Raw genomic sequence first — 23,432 nt, forward strand, 5'->3', positions numbered from 1 at the left:
GAATGCCGTCCGGCCTCTGACATTTGTCATGCCGAGTGATGACAACGCGCACTGCTGCCGGGACCCGTCCGCGCCGACGCTGAACCCATGAACACGAACGAGCACGACGACGTGATCGTGGTCACTGATCTGCGGCGCGTGTACGGGGGCGGCGGAACGGATTTCGAGGCGGTCCGCGGAGTCACCTTCTCCGTGCGCCGCGGTGAGATCTTCGCGCTCCTCGGCACCAACGGCGCGGGCAAGACCTCCACCGTCGAACTGATCGAGGGCCTGGCTCCCCCGGCCGGCGGGACCGTACGGGTCCTCGGACACGATCCCCACGCGGAACGGGCCGCCCTGCGGCCCCGTATCGGCGTGATGCTCCAGGAAGGCGGCTTCCCGTCCGAGCTGACGGTCGCCGAGACCGCCCGGATGTGGGCGGCGTGCACCAGCGGGGCGCGGCCCGCCGGACAGGTCCTGGACCGGGTCGGCCTCGGGCACCGCTCGCAGGTGCGCGTGAAGCAGTTGTCCGGCGGTGAGAAGCGGCGCCTGGACCTGGCGCTCGCCCTCATCGGCGACCCCGAGGTCCTCTTCCTCGACGAACCCACCACCGGCCTCGACGTGGAAGGCCGCCGCGGCACCTGGGAGTTGGTCCGCGAACTGCGCGACGGCGGGACCACCGTCCTGCTGACCACCCACTACCTGGAGGAGGCGGAAGCGCTCGCCGACCGGCTGGCGATCCTGCACGAAGGACGGGTCGCGGCTCTCGGCACCCCGGCCGAGGTGACCGCCTCGCAGCCCTCGCACGTCTCCTTCGAACTGCCCGACGGCTACCTCCCCGGCGACCTGCCACCACTGCCGGAACTCGGGGTGAGCGGCCACGAGACGGCGGGCCGGACGATCCGGCTGCGCACCGGCGACCTCCAGCGGACGGCCACCGCCCTCCTGGTGTGGGCCGAGCGGGCGCGCGTCGAACTGCGGGGACTCGACGTCCGCTCGGCCTCACTGGAGGAGGCGTTCCTGCGGATCTCGCGGGAGGCGGCGGCCCACGGCCCGGACGGGCCGGGAAAGACCACGGACACGCGGAAGACGAGCACGAGGGGAGCCACGGCATGAGCGGAACAGCGTTCACCACCGGCGCCGGCCCGGCCAGGACCACGGCGGTCGGCCGGACGAGAGCACTGGCACGCGCCGAACTCACGCTGCTGAGCCGCACCAGGGCGACGCTCGCCACCGCGGTACTCGTCCCGATGGTCATGCCGCTCATGCTCCGCTCGAACCTCGGGTCGATGCATCTGAAAGGCACCGGACTCACCGTCGGCTCGGTTCTGCTCCCCTCCTCCATCGGCTTCGCACTCCTCTTCGCCGTCTACGGCTCCCTGGTGAGCGTGTACGCGGCCCGCCGGGAGGAACTCGTCCTCAAGCGGCTGCGCACCGGGGAACTGCGGGACCTGGAGATCCTCGCGGGCGCCGCGCTGCCCTCGGTGGCGATCGGTCTCACTCAATGCCTGATCCTGACCGCCGCCTTCCGGGCGACCCTCGGGATCGGGATGCCCGCGAGGCCCGAACTCGTCCTGCTGGGGCTGCTGTCGGCGTTCGTCACCTGGCCGGCGCTCGCGGCCGTCACCGCGAGCCTCAGCAGGAGCGTCGAGGGCGCCCAGATCGCGGCCACCCCGCTCACCGTGGTGTCGCTGCTCGGCTCCGGGACCTTCATCCCCCTCGAACTGCTGCCGGACGGCATGGCCCCGTTCTGCGAACTGCTGCCGCTCACCCCGGTGATCACCCTGATCCGCGGCGGCTGGACCGGACACCTCTCCGCCCACGACACCGTCGGCGCCCTCGTCACGGCGGTGGCCTGGACCGTGATCGCGGTGTTTGCTGTACGCCGGTGGTTCCGCTGGGAACCACGGCGGTGACCACGGACACGGGGGTGGGCATGGGCAGGCCGTCCGGCTGGTGGCGGGGCAAGAGCACACCGGCGAAGGTCGAGACGTACACCCGGTGGTCGTTCCACTTCTTCGCGCTCCTCGAAGCCGTCTCGATCGGGCTGCCCGTCTTCGGGACCATGCCTCCCGCCCGCTCCTGGGCGGTGTTCCTGATGGTGTGCGGACACGCCGTGTTCTGCGCGGTGACCGCCTCGCGGGCGCTGGACTGGACCCGCGGCACCCGGGAACAGCCCCGGCGGACGCTGCTGGCCCTGGCCGCGTACACCTGTGTGACGGCCGTCGCGGGGAGCGTCCTCTCGGGCACCCCCTGGCGCCCGGCGAACGACGACGCGTTCCTGGTCGCCTCCTCGCTGCTCGTCGGCGTCACGGCGTTCGGCACCGGCACGGTCGCGCTCGGGATCCGTGACCGGCGCCGGATGACGTACGTCGTGCTGGGCGCGGCCGCGGGCACCGGGGTGCTCTCCCTGCCCCTGGGCTTCGCGGCCCCCGCCGCGCTGATCACGGCCGTTCTGGTGCTGCTGACCGCCGGCTTCCTGACGTTCACCGCGGCCTTCTCCGTCTGGCTCCTCGACGCCGTGTACGAACTCGACGCGGCCCGCGAGACCCGCGCCCGGCTCGCCGTCGCCGAGGAACGGCTGCGCTTCGGCCGCGATCTGCACGACGTGATGGGCCGCAACCTCGCGGTGATCGCCCTCAAGAGCGAACTCGCCGTACAGCTCGCCCGGCGCGGGCGGTCCGAGGCCGTGGACCAGATGACCGAGGTGCAGCGGATCGCGCGGGAGTCCCAGCGGGAGGTGCGCGAGGTCGTACGGGGCTATCGCGACGCCGACCTGGCGACCGAACTGGCGGGATCCCAGGGCGTGCTGACGGCCGCGGGCATCGACTGCTCCGTCACCGGCACGGCCGCGGGGCTGCCGGCGCAGGTCCAGTCGGCGCTCGGCTGGGTCGTACGGGAGGCGACGACCAATGTGCTGCGGCACGGGAACGCCAGGACGTGCGCGCTGTCCCTGCGGGTGACGCGGGAGCGGGTGACGCTCACCGTCGAGAACGACGGGGTACCGCGGGAGGCGGGACCGGCCCCCGGTCCGCACGAGGGGCCGGCGCGAGGCAGCGGACTCGTGGGGCTGCGGGAGCGGCTGGAGAAGGTGGACGGCACCCTGCGGGCCGGCGCGAGCGACGGAGTCTTCCACCTGACGGCGGACGTCCCGCTGCACCCGTCCCCAGAACCCCACACAGCGACACCCGGCCACCCTGCCCCGGAGCCGCACGCAGCGGCTCCCGGCAACCCGGCCCCGGACACCACCACCCCCGGCATCCCTGCCCCCGCACATGGCGAGGTGCTCGGGGAGTCGGCGGGACCGCAGGATTCGCAGCAGGTGAGAGAGGCCACCCCATGACATCCCCGTCGTCCGGCACGCCGGCGCCCGACGCTCCCGTACGGCTGCTGCTCGCCGACGACGAGCATCTGATCCGGGGAGCGCTGGCCGCGCTGCTCGGGCTGGAGGACGACCTGGTCGTGGTCGCGGAGGCCGCGACCGGACCGGAGGCACTGGCGATGGCACGGGCGCACGCACCCGACGTCGCCGTCCTGGATCTTCAGATGCCGGGAGCGGACGGTGTGAGCGTGGCCACATCGCTACGGGCCGAACTGCCCGCCTGCCAGGTGCTGATCGTCACGAGTCACGGGCGGCCGGGACACCTGAAGCGGGCGCTCGCGGCCGGTGTGCGGGGGTTCGTGCCGAAGACGGTCAGCGCACGGCGGCTCGCGGAGATCATCCGTACCGTGCACGCGGGAAATCGTTACGTGGACCCGGAATTGGCGGCCGACGCGATCTCCGCGGGGGACTCGCCGCTGACCGCGCGCGAGGCCGAGGTACTCGAATTCGCCGCCGACGGGGCACCCGTGGCGGAGATCGCGGAGCGGGCCGCGCTGTCCCAGGGGACGGTACGGAACTATCTGTCCTCGGCCGCCTCCAAGCTCGGCGCGGAAAACCGGCACACCGCGGTGCGTCTCGCACGGGAGAGAGGTTGGGTATAGTTGCTCTCGCACCACGGCGCAAGCGGACGTAGCTCAGTTGGTAGAGCGCAACCTTGCCAAGGTTGAGGTCGCCAGTTCGAACCTGGTCGTCCGCTCAGAGAGAGAAGCCCCCGACTTCGGTCGGGGGCTTCTTCGTGTTCATCACCCCGGGCGGAGAAGGTGCGGAGCCCGGAAGACACGGGCCCGGCCGACGGCCGGGCCCGTGGACGGGGGTCAGGACCAGCTCACGCCCGTCAGACGCTCGTACGCCTCGATGTACTTGGCGCGGGTGGCCTCCACGACGTTCTCGGGCAGGGCGGGCGGCGGCTGCTCGCTCTTGCGGTCCCAGCCCGACTCGGCGGAGGTCAGCCAGTCGCGGACGTACTGCTTGTCGAACGACGGCTGCGCGTGACCCGGCTCCCAGACGTCGGCCGGCCAGAAACGCGAGGAGTCCGGGGTCAGCACCTCGTCGGCCAGGACGAGCGTCTCGCCGTCGTAGCCGAACTCGAACTTGGTGTCCGCGAGGATGATGCCCCGGTCGCGGGCGATGTCACGGGCACGGCCGTAGACGGCGAGGGTCGCCTGGCGCAGCTCGGCCGCGGTGTCGGCGCCGACCTGACGGACGACCTCCTCGTACGAGACGTTCTCGTCGTGCTCGCCGACCGCGGCCTTGGTCGCCGGGGTGAAGATCGGCGCGGGAAGCTCCGAGCCGTCGACGAGCCCCTCGGGGAGCGCGAGACCGCAGACCGTGCGGGTGTCGTTGTACTCGACGAGGCCCGAGCCCGTCAGATAGCCGCGGGCGACGCATTCGACCGGAGCCATCCGCAGGGACTTGCAGATCAGGGTGCGGCCGGCCCAGTCGGCCGGGGCGCCCGGCGGGAGTTCGGTGCTCAGCACGTGGTTGGGCGCCAGTTCGGAGAGCTGGTCGAACCACCACAGGGAGAGCTGGGTGAGTGTGCGGCCCTTGTCGGGGATCTCGGTGGGGAGAACCCAGTCGTAGGCGGAGATGCGGTCGCTGGCGACCATCACGAGGTCGCCCGCCTCGTTCTGGTACAGATCGCGCACCTTGCCGGTGTGCAGATGTACCAGACCCGGCACCTGAAGGGGCTCGGGCTTTTCGACGAATCCGGACACGGTTCCTCCCCGTGGTTCTGTCCAATGCGCTCGATTCTCCCGTATGGGGCGAGCGGGTGTGGACACCGGGCGTGCCGAGCGGGCGCGGGCGCCCCGGGAGCGGGCCGTCACGGACGCCCGTGACGGCCGTGCGTGGCGGCTGCCCGCCGGTATCCCTCAGTCGTGTTTGCAGATGCGGTCGAGGAGATTGGCGGTAGCCCGCTGGATACGGGGGTCCACGTGGCCGGGACGGTCGAGGGCCGGGGACCACGCGAACGTTCCGGACGCGAAGACCAGGGCGCCGGACGGGGCGCGGTAGAGCGAGGTCTCCTGATGACGCAGGACGCCCTCGCTGTCGGGGTACGGGGAGTGCGCCAGCAGGATCCGGTCCTGGTGCTCCGGCAGTGGGGTGCGCGGGAAGTAACGGTCCGCCTCACCCGCGACCATGCCCTCCACCTCGTCGCCGTCGTGCGCCCCGGTCGCCTCCCACAGCCAGTGGTCGGCGTTGCGGACGATCAGGGGGTGCGGCTCGGGCACGCGCCCGGCGTACTGGATGCCGATGAGCTGCTGCTCGGGGCGGTCGACCTCGCGCCACAGGACGGGCTTGCCGGGGCCCCGGCGTTTCCGGCAGGTCAGCAGCCGGTCCGTGACGCCGGACGGGGACGGGCCCAGCTCCACCTGCCAGTACATGGTGTTGGCGGAGAGGAAGACGAGCGAGGTGCCGTGCTCGCGGGCGAGTTCCGTGGTGCGGCGCATCTGCGGCGACCAGTACTCGTCGTGGCCCGGGAAGACCAGGCCTCGGTAGCGCGTGGGGTCGACGCGTCCCGCGTGCAGATCGCGGGCGTCGGCGTAGGCGAGGTCGTAGCCGTAGCGTTCCGCCCAGCGGATGAAGTCGTAGGCGTGACCGACGTGGAGGGGCAGGCCCGCGCCCGCGTACGGACGGTCGAAGGAGACGGTCGTCGCGGCGTCGGCCTCGCCGAGGAGCCGGCCGTGCTCGTCCCACGCGTGGTAGAGGCTGGCACCGGTGTGGCCGTCCTCCGGATACAGGTTGTACGCCTGCCAGGTGATGTCCGGGAGCAGCAGGAGCAGATCGGCCGTCTGGTGGTTGCGGACGGTGAAGGGCACGTGCGAGCGGTAGCCGTCGAGGGTGGTGAGGACGGCGACATAGGCGCCGACGCTCCAGTAGGACGGGATCTGCAGACGCCAGGACAGCCACCAGTGGTGGCAGGAGACCGTGCGGTCGGCCGTCAGTGGCGGCGGCTGGACGATCCCGGAGAGCCGGGGGCTCGTGGTGATCTTGCTGGCGCCGTCGCCGCCGTAGTGGCCGATGCGGTAGATGTCGACGCTGAACTCCTGCGGCGGGTCGACCGTCACGTGGAAGTCGATGGACTCGCCGGGCGCCGCGGCACCCGTACTCGTGAAGCCCTTGATCTGCCGGTGGACGTCGTCGGCGGAGCGGGGGCCTCCGGGTCCCGTGCGCGAGCGGGTGGAGGAGGTGGAACGCGGGGCCGGGATCCGGGAGGCCCCGGCCGCGGGCTGGGGCGCGTCGGTGTCCAGGTACCAGGGGACGACGTGGCCGGTGTCGTCGAAATAGGTCTCGCTGCCGCGGAGCCAGGGAACGGGTCCCAGGCCGAAGGGATCCGTGACGGCGTGCGCGAGTGCTCCCGACTCCCAGCGGCGGATCTGCTCCGACCCCATGCCCGCACCCCCTTCTCGTGCCCCCGTCGTACTGGCAAGCCCTTGCGCCGTGCTCGATCGGTCCCAGCACATCACATTACGCACGCAGTCCGTCACCGTTCGTCGCGAATTGGCGTGAGTGGAACGGGTCGCTCCGCCTGGGCCGGGGCGCCTGCGAACGGTGGGGCAGGACCGGGGACCGATGCGGCGGGACGGCCGCCCGACGGGCCGCCGTCAGACCAGTCGGACCGGCTTCTCCGGGCGGACGCCGAGATGGCGGAGCCAGTCCCGCAGGGGCACGGGGTCCCCCGTCTCTATGAGGGTCAGGACACGGGGGCCGATGTCGGCGGCCCGTTCACCGCCGACGAGGAGGGACGGGCCGTCCAGCCAGTCGAGTCCGGGAACCGCCCCCGCGGTGTCCATCGCGGAGCAGCAGACCATCGCCGTGACGTGGTCGGCCAGCAGCTCGCGGCCGGTCCTGGGCGGCTGGAGGGGGAACAGCGGCAGCATCCGGTCGTCCCACAGGTCGTGGTCGGTGTCCCGCTGCCCGGCGCTCCCGGCGGGCCGGGGCTTCGCCGGTGCGGACGCCTCCTCGCGGGCCAGTTCCGCGGTGAGCCGGGCGGCGAGGGCCGCGGACCGCTCGTTGCCCACGGCGAGGTCCGGGTCGTCGCTCTCGGCGATCCCCATCTCTCCGTACGCCTCGGTGCGGTGCTCGGCGAGGACGGCCGCACGGCCGGAATCCTCCGCGGGCGCGACTGCCGAGGGCGCGGACAGGTGGTCGAGCACACGGGCCAGGGTGGGCCCGTCCGCCTCGGGCAGCGCGGGGTCGGCGGGGTGGCGGACGCCGAGCGCGTCCAGGACGCGGTGGAGCCGGGCCGCGTCGGTGCGCCACTTGCGGTCGACGACCTCGTCCGGATAGTCCTGCCAGTCGACCGGCGCCCAGTCGGGGCCGGCCTCGGCGGGACCGCCGTGGAAGAGCCGGGCGGCGAGCAGCGAGGCGGCCTCGTCCACGGCGCCGGGCTCTTCGAGCAGGTCGCAGGCGGGGCGCTCGCCGAGCCGGGAGGCGAAACCCTCGGCGAGGCGGTCGCGGCGGGACAGTTCGGTCAGGGCGGCGACGACACCCACGTCCAGGCGGGAGGGCCAGCGGCCCATCCGCCAGGCGGGCAGCGCCACGCGGGTCAGCAGGCGGTCCCAGCCCGCGTAGGCCAGGCCCACCTGTTCCTGGGCGACGATCCGCACGCCGTAGTCCACGGCCTGTGCGCGCTCGGCCGCCGCCGACGCCACGGCCCGCTCCATCTCGGCCGCGTGCCCCCGGCAGCCGCGCAGCAGGAGCCGGGTGACCCAGCCGACGCCGGCCAGGACCGTGCGGGACAGCGGGCCCCGGCCGGGCGCCGAGGCCACGGCCACGGCCGCGTCCAGACCGCGGACGAAGCGGCGGGCCGCGGCTATGTCCGGGTGCGCCGAGGGGCCCGTACCGGCGACGACGGGGGCGAGGACGGCCCGCAGTTCGCCGACCCGCATCCACCACAGGAAGGGAGAGCCGATGACGAGGACGGGGGCGGTGGTCAGCCGGGCGGCACGGTCGGTCAGCGCGGTCACCACCGTGCCGCTTCCGCCCGGACCTCCGCGCCGGCCGTCCTGCTCGTCCCGTCCGTTCGGTGAGAAACGGCCGTGCGCCCGGTGGGTGCGGTCCTCCAGCCAACTGTCGCAGTCCGGGGTGAGCGCTATCGCCGAGGGGGCCGGGACGTCGAGACGGTCGGCCAGGTCACGGACCATGCGGTACAGATCTGGGGCCGATGCCTCGGCGATCGGGACCGTGGGGCTCATGGCCGGCCGGGCGCGCGCCACGACGAGCGCGATGCCCGCCGCCGCGAGGAGGACGAGGACGGCGAACACCGTCACGGTCCATCCCGCGATTCCCCAGGGCCTGCCGGTGACGCGGCCGGTGGCGCCGGCGACGAGCAGCACGACGGCCACGGCCGCGGGCAGCAGGGCGACGGCCAGCGCCCGGCTGCGGACGCGCAGCACAGCGAGAGCCCGGGAGCGCGCTGCCTGCGCGCCCACCTCCACACCCATACCGGTCACGACCGGACGTCACCCCCTCTTGTCCGCCTGGCACCGGCCGTGTCGCTGCCGGTGCCGACGAATGCCCTGGCGTTGGTCACTCCCCCACTGTGGCACCCGCCACCGACATCGCAATGCCGGTGGGCCAAGTGCCGGAATGCTTTCGCCGCACCATAGTTGGGGCCCCGGCCCTCGTCAGCCGGATACGGCATCGGTCACTCGATGGAATGGCTCTGGGGAGAGGTGGATGACGGCGGAACCCGGACGGGCTTCCGGTTCCGTACAGAAATCCGCAGGTGGAGAGGCCTGGACGCAACAAGACAAGGCCCCGGATTCCGTACGGAGTCCGGGGCCGGGTACTGCTATGGGGACCGTGGGCCGCGCCTCGGCCGGGACCGTGGGTCATGCCCCGGCCGGGACCGTGGGCTACGCCTCGGCCGCCGCCTTCGCGGCGATGTCCGTGCGGTGCTGCGAACCGTCCAGGCCGATGCGGGCGACGGCCGCGTAGGCGCGCTCGCGGGCCTCGGTGAGGCCGGATCCGATCGCTGTGACGGACAGCACACGACCGCCCGCGCTCACGACCGCGCCGCCCTCGTGGCGGGTGCCGGCGTGCAGGACGTACGCGTGCGGGGCGTCCTTCGCGGCCACCTCGTCGAGCCCGGTGATCGGGTCGCCGGTGCGCGGGGTGTCCGGGTAGTTGTGCGAGGCCACGACGACGGTTACCGCCGCGTCGTCGCTCCAGCGCAGGGGCTCCAGATCGGCGAGCGTGCCGTTCGCGGAGGCCAGCAGGACACCCGCGAGCGGGGTCGTCAGCCGGGCGAGGACCACCTGGGTCTCGGGGTCGCCGAAGCGGGCGTTGAACTCGATGACCCGCACGCCACGGCTGGTGATCGCCAGACCGGCGTACAGGAGTCCGGAGAACGGGGTGCCGCGGCGGCGCAGTTCGTCGACGGTCGGCTGGAGGACGGTCTCCATGACCTCCTCGACGAGCTTCGGGTCGGCCCACGGCAGCGGCGAGTACGCGCCCATGCCGCCGGTGTTCGGACCCTCGTCGCCGTCCAGCGCGCGCTTGAAGTCCTGGGCGGGCTGGAGCGGGACGACGGTCGTGCCGTCGGTGATCGCGAAGAGCGAGACCTCGGGGCCGTCGAGGAACTCCTCGATGACGACGCGGTCGCAGGCGTTGGCGTGCGCCCGCGCCGTCTCGAGGTCGTCGGTCACGACGACGCCCTTGCCGGCCGCCAGTCCGTCGTCCTTCACGACGTACGGGGCTCCGAACGCGTCGAGCGCCTCGTCGACCTCCTCCGGCGTCGCGCAGACGTACGAGCGTGCCGTGGGGACGCCGGCACCCGCCATCACGTCCTTCGCGAACGCCTTGGAGCCTTCGAGCCGCGCCGCCTCCCGCGAGGGGCCGAAGCAGGGGATGCCCGCGGCGCGCACGGCGTCGGCGACACCGGCGACGAGCGGGGCCTCCGGGCCCACGATCACCAGCTCGGCGCCGAGCTCCGTGGCCAGCGCGGCCACGGCGGCGCCGTCGAGGGCGTCGACCGCGTGCGGCTCCGCCACCTCCGCGATCCCGGCGTTGCCGGGAGCGCAGTGCAGGGCGGTGACCTCGGGGTCGAGGGACAGGGAGCGGCACAGGGCGTGTTCGCGGGCGCCACCACCGATGACAAGGACCTTCACAGCCCCAGCCTAGCCGTCCCCCGGCCCGGCCCTTGTAGGGGCTTCCGAGCCACCGGGGGTACGGGCCTGGTGCGATCCTCCAGGAAGCGGGGCTCCGGCGTACCGGGCGGGGAGGTCCCGCGCACCGACGGAGGCACCCCAAGGGCCGATGACCGGCGTCCGGCGTCCGGGGCGCCGGCGTCCGGGGCGCCGGCGTCCGGGGCCCGGCGTCCGGGGCCCGGCGTCCGGGGCCCGGCGTCCGGGACGGACCGGCCGCGCACCGGCGGACAAGCGCCCCACAAACCCAGCGGCGGCCGACAGGCCTGCCTGTCGGTCCAGGAGTGTCCGACCTCCGGCGGGTGGCGCGCGGCGGGTTCGAGGCGAGGGCAGGGCCGAAACCCGATGACGGCCGACCTGCCTGCCCGTCCCGGAGTGCCCGACCTCCGGCGGCCGGCGCACGGCGGATGCGAGGCGGGGGCAGGGCCGAAAGCTGCCGTGCCGGGGCCCGAGTCGGTGGGGCAGGGCCGGGGCTCGCGGAGGCCTGGCTGACGCCGCCGCAGCGCGGTCGGCGGTGCCTCAGGCCCGTGGGACCGTTCCCGGGGGTCGGGACCTACTCGTTCGAGAATTCCTCGATCACCGTCGCGCCGAGTTCACGGACGATCAGTTCGTGGCCCGAGAGGGCGGACTCGTCCAGGTCGGGGTCGTCGTCCTCCGGGGTGTCGTCCTCCGGGGCGACCGGCGGCGGCTCGTACGCCGGGGCCGACGCGGGCGCGGACATGCCCATGGACTGGGGACGGCCGCCGGACGGGCCGGACTGCGGGGCCGCGGGCCCGGAGGCCGGAGCGGACGGCTGCTGGGGCGCGGGGCGCTGACCGGCCGGAGCCCCGCCGTACCCGCCGCCTCCGGTGCCACCGCCGTGGCCTCCCGCGCCACCGCTGCCGTAGCCCCCTCCGCCGCCGTAACCGCCTCCCGCCGGGACCTGCGGCGGTGCCGAGCCGCCCGAGGCGTCCACGATGGCCTCGACCTTCCACTGCACGTTGAACTGCTCGGCCAGCGCCTGCCGCAGCACGTCCTCGCTGCCGCTGCTCGCGAAGTTGTCCCGCGCCCCGGCGTTGACGAAGCCGATCTGCAGGGTCGTGCCGTCGAATGCCGTGACCTGCGCGTTCTGGCTGAGCAGGATCCAGGTGAAGCGGCGGCGGTTCTTCACCGCCTCCAGGATGTTCGGCCACAGCACGCGCGGGTCGAGACCGCCCGCGGCCGGAGCCGCGGCCTGGGGCGCTCCCGGAGCGGCGGCCGGAACCGCGGGTGCGGCGCCGGTCGCCGGTGCGGACTGCGCCGGGGGGCGCCCGCCGCCGGCGGAGGCCGTCGTGGGCCAGCCGCCGGGCCGTCGGCCGCTGCCGGCCGCCGTCGCGGTGGGCCAGGCACCGGGCGCGGCCCCCGTGGGGGCGCCGGACGGAGCCGTGGGCTGCTCGGGGGCGGAGGGAGCCGGTGACGGCGCCGCCGCGGGAGCCGGGGCGGTGTGGGACGCGGCGGGCACCGCGGGGGCGACGGGCGTCGCGGGAGCGGCGGACACCGCGGGAGCCGTCGTGCCGGGCATCGCGCCCGGCACGGCACCGGCGCTGTCCCCGGCACCCCCGTGCCCCGCCACCTGGCCCGCGCCCTGCGGCGCGCCCTGTCCCGTTCCCCGGGCCGCCGCGCGGGCCGCCGCGAGGCCGCCGCCCGGAGGAACCGGGGGAGCCGCAGGGCCGGCCTGCGGGACCGGCATCGGGCCGTGCGCCTCGGGTCCGGGCACGTACCCCATGGCGGGGGCGGCTCCACCGCCCGAGAAGTTCACCCCGCGCTCGATACGGTCGAGGCGGGCCATGACGGACCGCTCGTCCCCGTAGGCGGCGGGCAGCAGGACGCGGGCGCAGATGAGTTCGAGCTGAAGGCGCGGCGAGGTGGCCCCGCGCATCTCCGTCAGCCCGTCGTTGACGAGGTCGGCCGCGCGGCTCAGCTCGGCGGCGCCGAAGACCCCGGCCTGGGCCTGCATGCGCTCCACCACGTCGACCGGGGCGTCGATGAGCCCCTTCTCCACCGCGTCCGGGACGGCGGCCAGGATCACCAGGTCCCGCAGCCGCTCCAGCAGGTCGGCGACGAACCGCCGCGGGTCGTTGCCGCCTTCGATGACGGTGTCCACCACTTCGAAGGCGGCGGCGCCGTCCCCGGCCGCGAACGCCTCCACGACGGCGTCCAGCAGGGAGGCGTCCGTGTACCCGAGCAGCGAGGTCGCCATGGCGTACGTCACACCGTCGTCGGCGGAACCCGCGAGCAGTTGGTCCATCACGGACATGGAGTCACGCACGGACCCCGCGCCGGCCCGTACGACGAGGGGCAGCACGCCGTCCGCGACGGGGATCCCCTCCTGCCCGCAGACCTGGCCGAGGTACTCGCGCAGGGTGCCGGGCGGCACCAGCCGGAACGGGTAGTGGTGGGTCCGCGACCGGATCGTCCCGATGACCTTCTCGGGCTCGGTCGTGGCGAAGATGAACTTGAGGTGCTCCGGGGGCTCCTCGACGACCTTCAGCAGCGCGTTGAACCCGGCCGGCGTGACCATGTGGGCCTCGTCGATGATGTAGATCTTGTACCGGCTGCTCGCGGGCCCGAAGAAGGCCTTTTCGCGCAGGTCACGGGCGTCGTCCACACCACCGTGCGAAGCCGCGTCGATCTCGATGACGTCGATGGATCCCCGGCCGCTGCGGGCGAGGTCCTGACAGGACTGGCACTGCCCGCACGGGGTCGGGGTGGGGCCCTGCTCGCAGTTCAGGCAGCGGGCCAGGATGCGCGCGCTCGTCGTCTTGCCGCACCCGCGCGGACCGCTGAACAGGTACGCGTGATTGACCCGGTTGTTCCGCAGCGCCTGCGACAACGGGTCGGTGACATGCTCCTGCCCGATGACCTCGGCGAACGACTCCGGGCGATAGCGGCGGTACAGCGCGAGAGACGACACGTCTACGAGGTTATAGGCGCCCACTGACATCAAGGACCGCCCCGAGCGCATCCCGTGCGCGACCCCCGACGGCATCCGGTCCCCGGCGGACACGGCCGCCGGCCCCTGGGCCGTCCGGGCGGCCGCCCCGGAAACGCAAGCGCCCCCCACGCACCCGCCAGAGCCGACCTACCCTTGCTGCCTTCCGGCCCTGGGGGAGTTCAGTCAGATAGCGCCACGTGAGGGGCTCCGCAAAGAGTACAGGATCCGCGGGGCGGGGAACGAGTTCGCGAGCACTCCTCAACGTCTTGTATTGTTTGCCCCGGAGGATTCGCCTAGAGGCCTAGGGCGCACGCTTGGAAAGCGTGTTGGGGGCAACCCCTCACGAGTTCGAATCTCGTATCCTCCGCCAGTGCCTCACCGGGCACTAACGTCGAAGGGCCCCGCTGCTTGCAGCGGGGCCCTTCGACGTTGTCCCGCCCGATGATCGGGTGGGCGCGGGTCCAGGCCACCGTCGTGGCCGGGACCCGCGCCCGTCGGGCTCAGTCGATCGTCACCTTCTTCGAGACCGTGACCTCGTCCAGATCGCTGGTGCGGACGGTGACCTTCATCGTCCAGGTGCCGGGCAGGGGGAGGGTGAGGCCGTCGGAGGTCCAGTAGCCGCCCTTGTCGGTGATCTCCGCGTCGATCGGGCCGACCTTCCGGGATTCCAGGGTGAAGGTCAGGCGCACCTCGGGGACGGTGACGAGGCCGCCGTCGGGGCCGAAGATCACGACCTGCACGGAGTTCTCCCCGACCTGGCCGGGCGTCAGCTCGACCTGGGCCTTGCCGTGACCGCCCGGGGTGCCGACGTCGAAGGGCACCAGGGTCGTCTTCGAGGTCACCCGGCGCACGGCCGCGACCGCGTCGGCGCCCTCCGCCTCGGCACGGCCCGGCTGGGTCCCGGTCAGCATCGTCGTGATCACCAGCACCAGGATGCCCACGGTGACCTCGGCGAGCACCGAGCGGCGCAGTCCCCGGTGGTACTCGGTGTCCCCCGGCCCGTCCTTCGCCCCGTCTCCCTTCGCCCCGTCTCCCGTCGTCCCGTCTCCCGCCGAAGGCGACTCCTCCGAGGCCGACCCGTCCGAAGCCGACCCGTCCGAGGCCGGCACCGCGACCGGGACCGGGACGCGGGCGGCCGGGACGGTGGCGGGGGCCCGCGTCGCTGCCAGCCGGGCCGTCCAGCGCCGTGAGAACGCGGCTCCCGCCAGGAGCAGCGCCACGAGGACGACCTTCACGACCAGGAGCCTGCCGTACTCGGTCGAGGTCAGGGCGTCCCAGGAGCCGAGTCCGCGCCAGGACTGGTAGACGCCGGTGACCGCGAGGACGGCGACCGAGGCGAGGGCGAGCCGGGAGAAGCGGGTGACGACGGCCGGGGGGACCGGCTCGGCGGGGCGGTGCAGGGCGGCCAGCAGGGCGGCCAGACCGCCGAGCCACACCGCCATGGCGAGCAGATGCAGCACGGAGGAGACCATCGCGGCGGGCACCTGGATCCCGGCGGACGCGTGTTCACTGGCGGCCCAGGTGACCGCCAGGGCCAGCGAGAACAGCACCCCGAGCACGAGGACGCCACGGCCGGCTCCCCGGTCCCGTACCGGCGGCCGCGGGGGCACGAAGGCCACGGCGGCGAGCAGCGCCAGCCGCGCCACCAGGACGACACCGGGCCGGCTGGCCAGGGTGTCGCTGAGGCCGTCCGGGTCGAAGACCTCCGACACGCCGGTGCCGCGCTCGTAGGGGCCGCGCAGCAGGAGCAGCGCGAACGTGGAGCCGAGCAGGATCCACCAGCCGGTCACGAGGAGCCGCCGTACGGAGCCCGGGAAGCCGCAGGCGAGCACGAACGTGACCGCGCCGATGAGCAGGGCGAGTCCGGTGTACGCGGCGTAGCGGGCGATGTCGTAGAGGGCGGAGGACAGGGGGTCGCCGGCGGTGGGCGGCGGCGGGGCGGGGGTCGCGGAGGGTTTGCCGACGGAGAACGTGAAGGCGCCGGAGACGGGGTGGCTGTCCGCCGAGACGACTCGCCAGGCGACGGTGTACGTGCCGTCGCCGAGGCCGCGCGGCAGGGTGACGCCGGCGGTGTCGGAACGGCCGTCCGCGTGCTCGGGTTCACCGGTGCGGACGCGCCGGTTCTCCGGGTCGAGCACGCGGAAGGAGTCGTCGAACAGGCCGATCGACTCACTGAACGTCAGCGTCACCCGGCGGGGCGCCGACTTCAGCACGCTGCCTTCCCGCGGATCGGTGCCCGTCAGCGCGGCGTGGGCGGACGCGCCGCCCACGCCGCCGAAGAGCACCAGGACCAGGACACCGCCCAGCAGGGCCAGGGCCCTGGCGTAAAGCCGTCGCTCTCGCTGCCCGCTTCCGTTCACACGCCGTCTCCGTATCCGCATGTCCAGAGTCTCGGTCATGTACGGAATCGGGCCGCGTCCGGCTCACCTCGGGGCCGTCGGGCCCTTCTCGAAGGCCTCACGGGTGAGGAAGGCGAGCCGGGCGCGCTTCTCGGGCAGCCGGACCTCGGGCAGGTCGATCCCGGGGAGCACGATCTCTCCGGCGGGGACGAAACCCTGCCGGGTCAGCCGGGCGATGGCCTTGGCGTTGCGGGCGTCGGGTTCGACGACGGCCCGCCGCCGGCCGAGTCCGGTCAGCGCGTACGTCAGGAACGCGGACAGCAGCGTGGACGACCAGCCCGGCCGCTCGCCGGCGCCCGGCGCCGGAGGCCCGATGAGCAGATGGACGCCGATGTCGCCGGGCCGGACCTCGTAGCACTCGGAGACGCGGTCGGCCTCGGGCTCGTAGGTCTGGAAGAGCGCGGCCGGGACGCCGTCCTTGAGCGTGAGGAAGGCGTGGTGGGTGTCGAGCGAGTCGAGGTGCAGATAGGTCTCCAGCACCTGCTCCCTCGTGAACCCGGTCATCCCCCAGTACGCGGCCCGCTCCTCGGTGACCCAGCCGTGCAGCACGTCGAGGTCGGCGTGCGGGTCCACGGGCAGCACGCGGACCGTCCCGAACCCGTCGATCCGCTGCTCGTGGACGGCCTCGCGGGTGCCGGCGTACGTCTCAGTCGTCATCGCTCTCCTTGGTCAGCGTGTTCCAGTCGGTGGTCACCGGAACGAGGTCTCCCTTGAGCCACAAGGGGAGTTGGTCGCGGTGGTGGACCGCGCCGGGAACGCCGTCGGCTCCGAAGGGGACCACCCAGCGGCTGTCGTCCCGGTCGGCGAGGTCCCAGACGTACCGGGCCGCGGGTCCGCGGGCGCTCAGGTCGGTCAGTCCGGGGAGCGACGAGGTGGACAGGACGCAGTCGTTGTCGCCGGACAGGGCCGGTTCGTCGTACGGGGTGCCGGGGAGCGCCCGCCAGGGGGCGAGGCGATGGGTGTCGCCCCAGGTGCGGGAGACGGGCACGGCGGCCGCTTCCTCGACGGCGGCCCGGAGCACGGCGTCGCGGTCGATGCCGTACGACTCCCCCGCCGTCAGCAGGTTCTCGAGGGCGAAGGCGACGCGCGGGGTGAGCGCGAGCCAGGGCAGGAAGACGGCCGGAAGGGCGGGCGGGTCGGCCAGGACGGCGAGCGCCGGGTGCGCCACGAGCCGGCGTACGACCGCGTCGCGCACCTGGGCGAACAGCGCGGCCGTGCCGCTGCCCGCGTCCATGTGCCGGTCCCAGCGCAGGAGCCGGTCCCGGAGTTCGGCCGCCGCGCCGGAGAGTTCGAGCGCGGCCAGCGGGTCCAGCAGGGCCGCCGCGGATCCGAGACGGGTGTCCATGTGGACGGCCGGCATGTCCGCCGCCGCCCACGTCCGTCCCGTGTCGAGCAGTTCGTGGATGCGGTCGGCGCGGTGCGGCGGCGCGAACTCGACTCCGAGCGGGGTCGCGGGCCCGCGCTGGTTCGCCATCACGGCGAGTCCGTCCTCGACCGGGCCGCGGGGCATCTCGTGCCAGCCGGTCCACTCGTGGCCGGCCTCCCACGCGTTCACCACCCGCACGCGGTTGGCCGTGGCGCGCAGCGGGACCCGGCCCGCGACCCGGTGCAGCACCCCGCCCTCGGTGTCGGCGGCCTGCACGACGTTCACCGGCTCCGCCCAGGCGTCGAGGGCCCGGTCCACGTCGGCGACCCGGCGGGCCCGCAGCAGCGGCAGGAGCGCGCCGAAGCCGAGGTCAGCGGTCACGCGGGGCGGGTAGCGCAGGCTGACGGACTCCTCGGCGCCGGTGCCCCCGATCACCACGGGCCCGCGCGCCGTCTCGATCACCTCGACCTCGACGCTCTCGCCGCCGGCCACCTCCACCCGCTCGGTGTGCCGTGCGGCGGCCCGCCACACCCCGTCGGGGTCGAGGGCCTCGACGGCGCCGCCGCCGGCGTCGCGCAGCCGCTCGCGGTAGAGGTCCTGGTAGTCGGCCATCGCGTTGGTGATCGCCCAGGCGACGGTTCCGGTGTGGGCGAAGTGGGCGATGCCGGGGACACCGGGGACGGCGATGCCGACGACGTCGAACTCCGGGCAGGACAGGCGGATCTGCTGGTAGACGCCGGGGTCCTCGATGAAGCGGTGCGGGTCACCGGCGATCAACGCCTGTCCGGTGGCGGTGCGTTCGCCGCTCACCAGCCATCCGTTGCTCCCGGACGTGCCCGGGCCGTCCATGGCGAACAGGCCGACCGCGTCCGCGCCGAGCCGCCGGGCGACCTCCTCGCGCCACAGCTTGGCGGGAAATCCGGCGAACAGGATGTGGGTACCGAGCCAGACGCCCAGCGGGCTCCAGGGCTCCCAGCGCCCCGGGGTGAGCCCGCTCGCCGCGAACTCGGGTGCCCGCGCGGCCCCTTCGGCCAGCCCGGCGTTGACGCCGTCGACGTACGCGACGACCCACGCGGCGGTCTCGGGATCGCGTCGCTCCAGGGCGGCGAAGCAGCGTCGCGCGGTGTCGTCGAGCCGGGCCTGCCGGGCGAACCGGTCCCATCCGACGGACTCGGCGCCGAGGAACGCGGCCGAGGTGCCCTGGTAGCGGTGCCGCTCGACCTCGAGCTGCCAGGCGCGGTCCCGGGCGGTGACCCGGCCCTGGGCGTGGGCGAGTTCCGGGGCGCTGCCGGCGCGCAGGTGCGGGATGCCCCAGGGGTCACGGTAGATCTCGGCGGTCACGGTCCATCCCCAGTCATGTCAGGTTAGGCTAACCTAATTTAATCTTGGGGATCGTACGTCGGTGGTGAGGACCCGGTGAAGCCGGTCGGCCGGCACGGCCGCGACCGCGCGGCCCGCCCCCGTACGCGGGATCATCGGTCCATGGACGTCACGCTTCACCTCGCCCAGCAGCCCGAGGCCGACGAACTGCTCGGCCGCAGCCCCCTCGCCGCCCTGGTCGGCATGCTGCTGGACCAGCAGGTGCCGATGGAGTGGGCCTTCGCGGGCCCGTACACGATCGCCCGGCGCATGGGGGCGGACGATCTCGACGCGCACGAGATCGCCTCGTACGACCCGGAGAAGTTCGCCGAGCTGCTCTCGGCCAAACCCGCCGTGCACCGCTATCCCGGCTCGATGGGCAAGCGCATCCATCAGCTCTGCCAGTACCTCGTCGAGCACTACGACGGAGACGCCGCCGCCGTCTGGAAGGACGCCGAGAGCGGCGCGGAGCTGTTGCGCCGGCTCAAGGAACTGCCCGGTTTCGGTGCGCAGAAGGCCCAGATCTTCGTGGCCCTCCTCGGCAAGCAGCTCGGGGTCGCTCCCGAGGGCTGGCGCGAGGCGGCGGGACCGTACGGCGAATCCGGCTCGTTCCGCTCGGTCGCCGACATCACCGGCCCGGAGTCCCTCACCAAGGTCCGCGCCCACAAGCAGGAGATGAAGGCGGCGGCGAAGGCCGCCCGCGGCTGACCCGGCCCACCCCGCTCCCCTCCGCCGGGGCGGCGCGGCTTCCCGGCCGCCCGGGGGCACGGGTCGCTTCCGGCCGCCGGGGGGGACCGCTTCCTGACAGCCCGAGGGACCTGCGCGGCTTCCCACCCGCCGAGCGCCGGCCCGGCCTCCGGACGTCCACGGAAACCGGAAGCGGTGTCAGCGCCGCCTGCGCGCCGTTCCGAAGACCGAGCGGGTGATCTCCCGCCCGATCTGGGTACCCACCGACCGCGCCAGGGACTTGAACAGCCCGCTGCCGACGACCTGCTCGACCATGGAGGGCTCCTCCTTCGGCGCGCTCCGACCGCCGGAGCGTCCGGCCCCGGACGCGGGCCGGGTGTCCGTCCCGCCCCCCGCTCGCGAGGACGACGCGGAAGGCGCGGGCCGCGCCTCGGAGGCCTCGGCCGCCGTCAGCTTCTCGTACGCCGACTCCCTGTCCACCGCCTGCGCGTACCGCCCGTACAGCGGCGACTCCCGCACCGCCCGGTCGAGCGCGTCCGCCTCCACCGGACCCATCAACGACCCCGGCGCGCGCAGCCGGGTCGCCGCGACGGGCGTCGGGGCGCCCTTCTCGCTCAGCACCGTGACCACGGCCTCGCCGGTGCCCAGCCCCATGAGGACCTCTTCGAGGTCGTACGGGGAGTCGGGGAACGTCTTCACGGTGGCCTTCAGCGCCTTCTGGTCGTCCGGCGTGAAGGCCCGCAGCGCGTGCTGGACGCGGTTGCCGAGCTGGGCGAGAACGTCCGCGGGTACGTCCTTCGGCGTCTGCGTCACGAAGAAGACGCCGACTCCTTTCGAGCGAATCAGCCGGACCGTCTGCGTGATCGAGTCCAGGAACGCCTTCGACGCGTCGCTGAAGAGCAGATGGGCCTCGTCGAAGAAGAAGACGAGCTTCGGCCGGTCCGCGTCGCCGACCTCCGGGAGGTCGTGGAAGAGATCGGCGAGCATCCACATCAGGAACGTCGAGAAGAGCTGCGGCCTGTCCTGCACGGCGGGCAGTTCGAGGACCGACACCACGCCGCGGCCGTCCGGCGCGAGCCGCGTCAGCTCGCTCGTGTCGAACTCCGGCTCCCCGAAGAAGGGGCTCATGCCCTGCGCCTCGAAGGCCGTCAGCGAGCGCAGGATGACACCCGCCGTGGCGGTGGACAGCCCGCCGATCCCCTTCAGTTCCCGCTTGCCCTCGTCCGAGGTCAGAAAGGCGACGACCGCGCGCAGGTCCTTGAGGTCGACCAGCTCCAGGCCCTTCTGGTCGGCGTAGTGGAAGATCAGCCCGAGCGACTGCTCCTGGGTCCGGTTGAGCTGGAGCACCTTGGACAGCAGCACCGGCCCGAAGCTGGTGACCGTGGCGCGTACGGGAATGCCGTGGCCGAGGCCGCCGAGCGCGTAGAACTCGGCCGGGCAGCCGCCCGGTGTCCACTCCTGGTTGACCTCCTGGGCCCGTTCCCGGACCTTCGTCCCCGGTTCGCCCGGAGCCGAGATCCCGGAGACGTCGCCCTTGATGTCGGCGAGGAAGACGGGGACCCCCTGTGCGGAGAGCTGCTCGGCGATGAGCTGGAGCGTCTTGGTCTTGCCGGTGCCGGTGGCGCCCGCCACCAGGCCGTGCCGGTTGAGCATCGGCAGCGGAACGCGGATCTGCGCGTCCGGCAGGCACGCCCCGTCCCAGAGCAGCGCGCCGAGGTCGAGAGCGGGGCCCGCGAAGGCGTAGCCGGCCGCGATGTCCAGGGCCTCCCGCGGGAGCGCGGGGGCGCCGCCGGCCCGCTCGGGAGCGGTCCCGGCGGCAGCCGACCGGACGGTCTCACCGTCACTCATATCAGACCCCTGTTCCCGGTTTGCAAGGATTTACGACATGTTTTCCAGCGTCGCACTCCGCCGCCATGGCTGCGCCCGGAAGGTCTTGACCGGTAGGCTTTCCGTGTGATCTTCAAGCGCATCGGAAACGGCCGGCCGTACCCCGACCACGGCCGGGAAAGCACCCGGCAGTGGGCGGACGTCGCGCCGCGCCCGGTCCGCCTCGATCAGCTCGTGACGACGAAGGGCCAGCTCGACCTGGAGACCCTCCTCGCCGAGGACTCCACCTTCTACGGCGACCTCTTCGCCCACGTCGTCAAGTGGCAGGGCGATCTGTACCTGGAGGACGGCCTGCACCGCGCCGTCCGCGCCGCGCTGCAGCAGCGCCAGGTGCTGCACGCGCGCGTTCTTGAACTGGACTAATGGCCACGGCTTGACCCCAATGGGTTGAACTGAACGCCGGGCAATGATCATCTAGTAGGCATTGGCGCCCCGGCGCACTACGCTGCGCCCATGAGCATGCTTACTCCCCCTGGCATGGGTGGCCAGTATCGGATCACGGGGGACAAGTACCCGCGGATGCGCCGCCCCCGCGGGCGTCGCAAGTTCGTGTTCGTGAGCATCACGTCCGTCACCGTCCTCGGGCTGATCGGGTGGGGGTCGCTGCAGCTCATCGACATCTACACGGGCGGCAGCGAGGCCACGGCGGCCGGGACCAAGTCGGACTGCGCGTCGAAGGTCACGCCGGAGGCGAAGGCGTCCGCCGCTGCCGCCGCCGCGGTCGCGTCCACGCTGCCGAAGCCCGCCCAGATCACCGTGAACGTCCTCAACGCGACACCCCGCAGCGGGCTCGCGAAGCAGACGGCGGACGAGCTGAAGAAGCGCGGCTTCAAGATCGGTGACGTGGGCAACGCGACGGCCGCGTACGACAAGAAGGTCACGGGCGCCGGGATACTGCTCGGCGCCAAGGCCGCCGGCCAGGCCGCGCTGCCCGTCCTCAACACCCAGCTCTCCGGCGCCCAGCTGAAGACCGACGGCCGCGCCCAGGCCACCACGGTCGACCTGATCATCGGCAACGGTTTCAAGGCGCTGTCGAAGAAGGAGGACGCCGACAAGGCGCTGACCGTCCTGACGCAGCCCAAGCCGGCGGCGGCCGGCTCGAAGAAGAACTGCTGACCCCGGGACCGGTCACGGAGAAGCACCCGCGACTCCGGAGCCGCCCTCGCGTGCGAGGCGCCGGCTTCGGAGTCGTGTGCGTACCGGGGCGCTCCGCGGGTGCCGCGGAGCCACGGGGTTACTCGGCGGCGCCGTACATGCGGTCACCCGCGTCGCCGAGGCCCGGCACGATGTAGCCGTGCTCGTTCAGGCGCTCGTCGACCGAGGCCGTGACCACGGTGACCGGGGTGCCGGCGAGCTCGCGCTCCATGAGCTCGACACCCTCGGGGGCGGCGAGAAGAACCACGGCGGTGACGTCGTCGGCGCCCCGCTTGATCAGCTCCTGGATCGCGGCGACGAGCGTGCCGCCGGTCGCCAGCATCGGGTCCAGGACGTACACCTGACGGGCGGAGAGGTCGTCCGGCATCCGGGTGGCGTACGTGGAGGCCTCGAGCGTCTCCTCGTCGCGCACCATGCCCAGGAAGCCCACCTCGGCGGTCGGCAGCAGCCGGACCATGCCGTCGAGCATGCCGAGGCCCGCGCGCAGGATCGGCACGACCAGCGGGCGCGGGTAGGAGAGCTTGACGCCCGTGGTCGGGGAGACCGGCGTCACGATGTCGACCTGCTCCGTGCGCACGTCGCGGGTGGCCTCGTAGGCGAGGAGCGTGACCAGTTCGTCGGCCAGCCGCCGGAAGGTCGCGGAGTCGGTGCGCCGGTCGCGCAGGGTGGTGAGCTTATGGGCGACCAGGGGGTGGTCGACGACGTGAAGACGCATGTCCACAACAGTAGCGGGGCCCACGGCACCCGCCACTGACCCGCCCGGCAAGGCCCGTCCCCCGGCATCACCCGTCCGCTGGCATCAAACCATCCATCGGAGGGAAGGTGGGAGGGACGGACCTGGGGTGGTGTGCCTATGCGGAACCAGCAAGAGGAGTCGTCCGAACGGCTGGAGAGCGACGCCGAGCGCAGGAGGCGGCGGGCCCAGTTCCTGCGCGACCTGGCCGAGGCACGCGAACTGCGTGACCGTGTCCAGCCCCGCCGGGCCAAGACGGCCCGCCTGCGCCACGCGATGCGCATGCGCACGTTCCGCTGGTGACCGGACGCGCCACCACCTGAGCCCGCGCACGGCGCCGACCCGGACCCGCCGCGCCGCACCCGGTCGACACGCCCACGC

The 23,432-nt window shown here is 73.3% G+C and carries 18 protein-coding genes, 2 tRNA genes and 1 other RNA gene; 10 read left to right on the top strand and 11 right to left on the bottom strand.

Features of this window, described 5'->3' with window-relative positions:
* Positions 1-87 precede the first annotated feature (87 nt).
* The 5 genes from ACIQ7M_RS31300 to ACIQ7M_RS31320 all read left to right on the top strand — a co-directional run bounded on the left by ACIQ7M_RS31300 (position 88) and on the right by ACIQ7M_RS31320 (position 4,058).
* On the top strand, positions 88-1,095 hold the full coding sequence (locus ACIQ7M_RS31300) for an ABC transporter ATP-binding protein (RefSeq protein ID WP_403650736.1): 1,008 nt from the start codon (positions 88-90) through the stop codon (positions 1,093-1,095).
* Entirely contained in the window at positions 1,092-1,895 is an 804-nt protein-coding gene (locus ACIQ7M_RS31305) for an ABC transporter permease (RefSeq protein WP_355764582.1), read from the top strand. The genes ACIQ7M_RS31300 and ACIQ7M_RS31305 overlap by 4 nt, the downstream gene beginning before the upstream one ends.
* A gap of 20 nt (positions 1,896-1,915) precedes the next feature.
* A complete protein-coding gene (locus tag ACIQ7M_RS31310) occupies positions 1,916-3,322 on the top strand; it encodes a sensor histidine kinase (RefSeq protein ID WP_403650915.1) in 1,407 nt (468 codons plus the stop codon).
* Positions 3,319-3,963 carry a response regulator transcription factor gene (locus ACIQ7M_RS31315; RefSeq protein WP_355764579.1) on the top strand — a complete coding sequence of 215 codons (645 nt, stop codon included), beginning with the start codon at positions 3,319-3,321 and terminating at the stop codon, positions 3,961-3,963. Before ACIQ7M_RS31310 ends, ACIQ7M_RS31315 begins: the two co-directional genes overlap by 4 nt.
* 22 nt (positions 3,964-3,985) lie before the next feature.
* Positions 3,986-4,058: transfer RNA gene (locus tag ACIQ7M_RS31320), tRNA-Gly, on the top strand.
* Between the two features lie 118 nt (positions 4,059-4,176).
* Here ACIQ7M_RS31320 and ACIQ7M_RS31325 read toward each other — a convergent pair.
* The 6 genes from ACIQ7M_RS31325 to ffs all read right to left on the bottom strand — a co-directional run bounded on the left by ACIQ7M_RS31325 (position 4,177) and on the right by ffs (position 13,675).
* Positions 4,177-5,076, bottom strand: coding sequence for a phosphoribosylaminoimidazolesuccinocarboxamide synthase (locus ACIQ7M_RS31325; protein WP_403650739.1), 900 nt, complete (start codon positions 5,074-5,076; stop codon positions 4,177-4,179).
* Positions 5,077-5,232: 156 nt separating this feature from the next.
* Positions 5,233-6,753: a N,N-dimethylformamidase beta subunit family domain-containing protein gene (locus ACIQ7M_RS31330; RefSeq protein ID WP_355764573.1), complete on the bottom strand. Its 1,521-nt coding sequence runs from the start codon at positions 6,751-6,753 to the stop codon at positions 5,233-5,235.
* A 213-nt stretch (positions 6,754-6,966) separates the two neighbouring features.
* Entirely contained in the window at positions 6,967-8,808 is a 1,842-nt protein-coding gene (locus tag ACIQ7M_RS31335; protein WP_403650917.1) for a hypothetical protein, read from the bottom strand.
* 414 nt (positions 8,809-9,222) lie between these two features.
* Positions 9,223-10,476, bottom strand: a complete 1,254-nt coding sequence (gene purD, locus ACIQ7M_RS31340; protein WP_355764570.1) for a phosphoribosylamine--glycine ligase — start codon at positions 10,474-10,476, stop codon at positions 9,223-9,225.
* 589 nt (positions 10,477-11,065) lie between these two features.
* Positions 11,066-13,444 (bottom strand): DNA polymerase III subunit gamma and tau, encoded by a 2,379-nt coding sequence (locus tag ACIQ7M_RS31345; RefSeq protein ID WP_403650742.1) that lies wholly within the window; start codon positions 13,442-13,444, stop codon positions 11,066-11,068.
* Positions 13,445-13,576: 132 nt separating this feature from the next.
* Positions 13,577-13,675, bottom strand: an RNA gene (gene ffs, locus ACIQ7M_RS31350) — signal recognition particle sRNA small type.
* Between the two features lie 72 nt (positions 13,676-13,747).
* Between ffs and ACIQ7M_RS31355 the strand changes: the two genes are divergently transcribed.
* Positions 13,748-13,835 (top strand) — tRNA-Ser (locus ACIQ7M_RS31355).
* Positions 13,836-13,965: 130 nt separating this feature from the next.
* On the opposite strand, the gene ACIQ7M_RS31360 is transcribed toward ACIQ7M_RS31355, so the two are convergent.
* From ACIQ7M_RS31360 to ACIQ7M_RS31370, 3 genes are read right to left on the bottom strand one after another with little or no spacing between them, the layout of a single operon-like run.
* Entirely contained in the window at positions 13,966-15,846 is a 1,881-nt protein-coding gene (locus ACIQ7M_RS31360; protein WP_403650919.1) for a copper resistance CopC/CopD family protein, read from the bottom strand.
* A gap of 42 nt (positions 15,847-15,888) precedes the next feature.
* Complete coding sequence (locus ACIQ7M_RS31365; RefSeq protein ID WP_403650744.1) at positions 15,889-16,521, bottom strand: GNAT family N-acetyltransferase; 633 nt, start codon at positions 16,519-16,521, stop codon at positions 15,889-15,891.
* Complete coding sequence (locus ACIQ7M_RS31370) at positions 16,511-18,571, bottom strand: penicillin acylase family protein (RefSeq protein WP_403650746.1); 2,061 nt, start codon at positions 18,569-18,571, stop codon at positions 16,511-16,513. Before ACIQ7M_RS31370 ends, ACIQ7M_RS31365 begins: the two co-directional genes overlap by 11 nt.
* A 141-nt stretch (positions 18,572-18,712) precedes the next feature.
* Between ACIQ7M_RS31370 and ACIQ7M_RS31375 the strand changes: the two genes are divergently transcribed.
* Positions 18,713-19,297 (top strand): HhH-GPD-type base excision DNA repair protein, encoded by a 585-nt coding sequence (locus ACIQ7M_RS31375; protein ID WP_355768488.1) that lies wholly within the window; start codon positions 18,713-18,715, stop codon positions 19,295-19,297.
* 177 nt (positions 19,298-19,474) lie between these two features.
* Here the strand turns inward: ACIQ7M_RS31375 and ACIQ7M_RS31380 are convergent, their stop codons facing one another.
* On the bottom strand, positions 19,475-21,124 hold the full coding sequence (locus ACIQ7M_RS31380) for a helicase HerA-like domain-containing protein (protein ID WP_403650748.1): 1,650 nt from the start codon (positions 21,122-21,124) through the stop codon (positions 19,475-19,477).
* Positions 21,125-21,229: 105 nt separating this feature from the next.
* On the opposite strand from ACIQ7M_RS31380, the gene ACIQ7M_RS31385 reads away from it, so the two are divergent.
* Both ACIQ7M_RS31385 and ACIQ7M_RS31390 read left to right on the top strand, forming a co-directional pair.
* Positions 21,230-21,526 (top strand): type II toxin-antitoxin system VapB family antitoxin, encoded by a 297-nt coding sequence (locus ACIQ7M_RS31385; protein WP_003999914.1) that lies wholly within the window; start codon positions 21,230-21,232, stop codon positions 21,524-21,526.
* A gap of 90 nt (positions 21,527-21,616) precedes the next feature.
* A complete protein-coding gene (locus ACIQ7M_RS31390) occupies positions 21,617-22,279 on the top strand; it encodes a LytR C-terminal domain-containing protein (protein WP_355768493.1) in 663 nt (220 codons plus the stop codon).
* Positions 22,280-22,397: 118 nt separating this feature from the next.
* Here ACIQ7M_RS31390 and upp read toward each other — a convergent pair whose 3' ends face one another.
* Positions 22,398-23,033 carry a uracil phosphoribosyltransferase gene (gene upp / locus ACIQ7M_RS31395; RefSeq protein ID WP_355768496.1) on the bottom strand — a complete coding sequence of 212 codons (636 nt, stop codon included), beginning with the start codon at positions 23,031-23,033 and terminating at the stop codon, positions 22,398-22,400.
* Positions 23,034-23,171: 138 nt separating this feature from the next.
* Here upp and ACIQ7M_RS31400 point away from each other — a divergent pair, with 138 nt between their 5' ends.
* Positions 23,172-23,354 carry a hypothetical protein gene (locus tag ACIQ7M_RS31400; RefSeq protein WP_355768499.1) on the top strand — a complete coding sequence of 61 codons (183 nt, stop codon included), beginning with the start codon at positions 23,172-23,174 and terminating at the stop codon, positions 23,352-23,354.
* Positions 23,355-23,432: the final 78 nt, after the last annotated feature.

It is taken from the genome of Streptomyces sp. NPDC096324 (assembly GCF_044763015.1).
Taxonomy (GTDB): Bacteria; Actinomycetota; Actinomycetes; order Streptomycetales; family Streptomycetaceae; genus Streptomyces.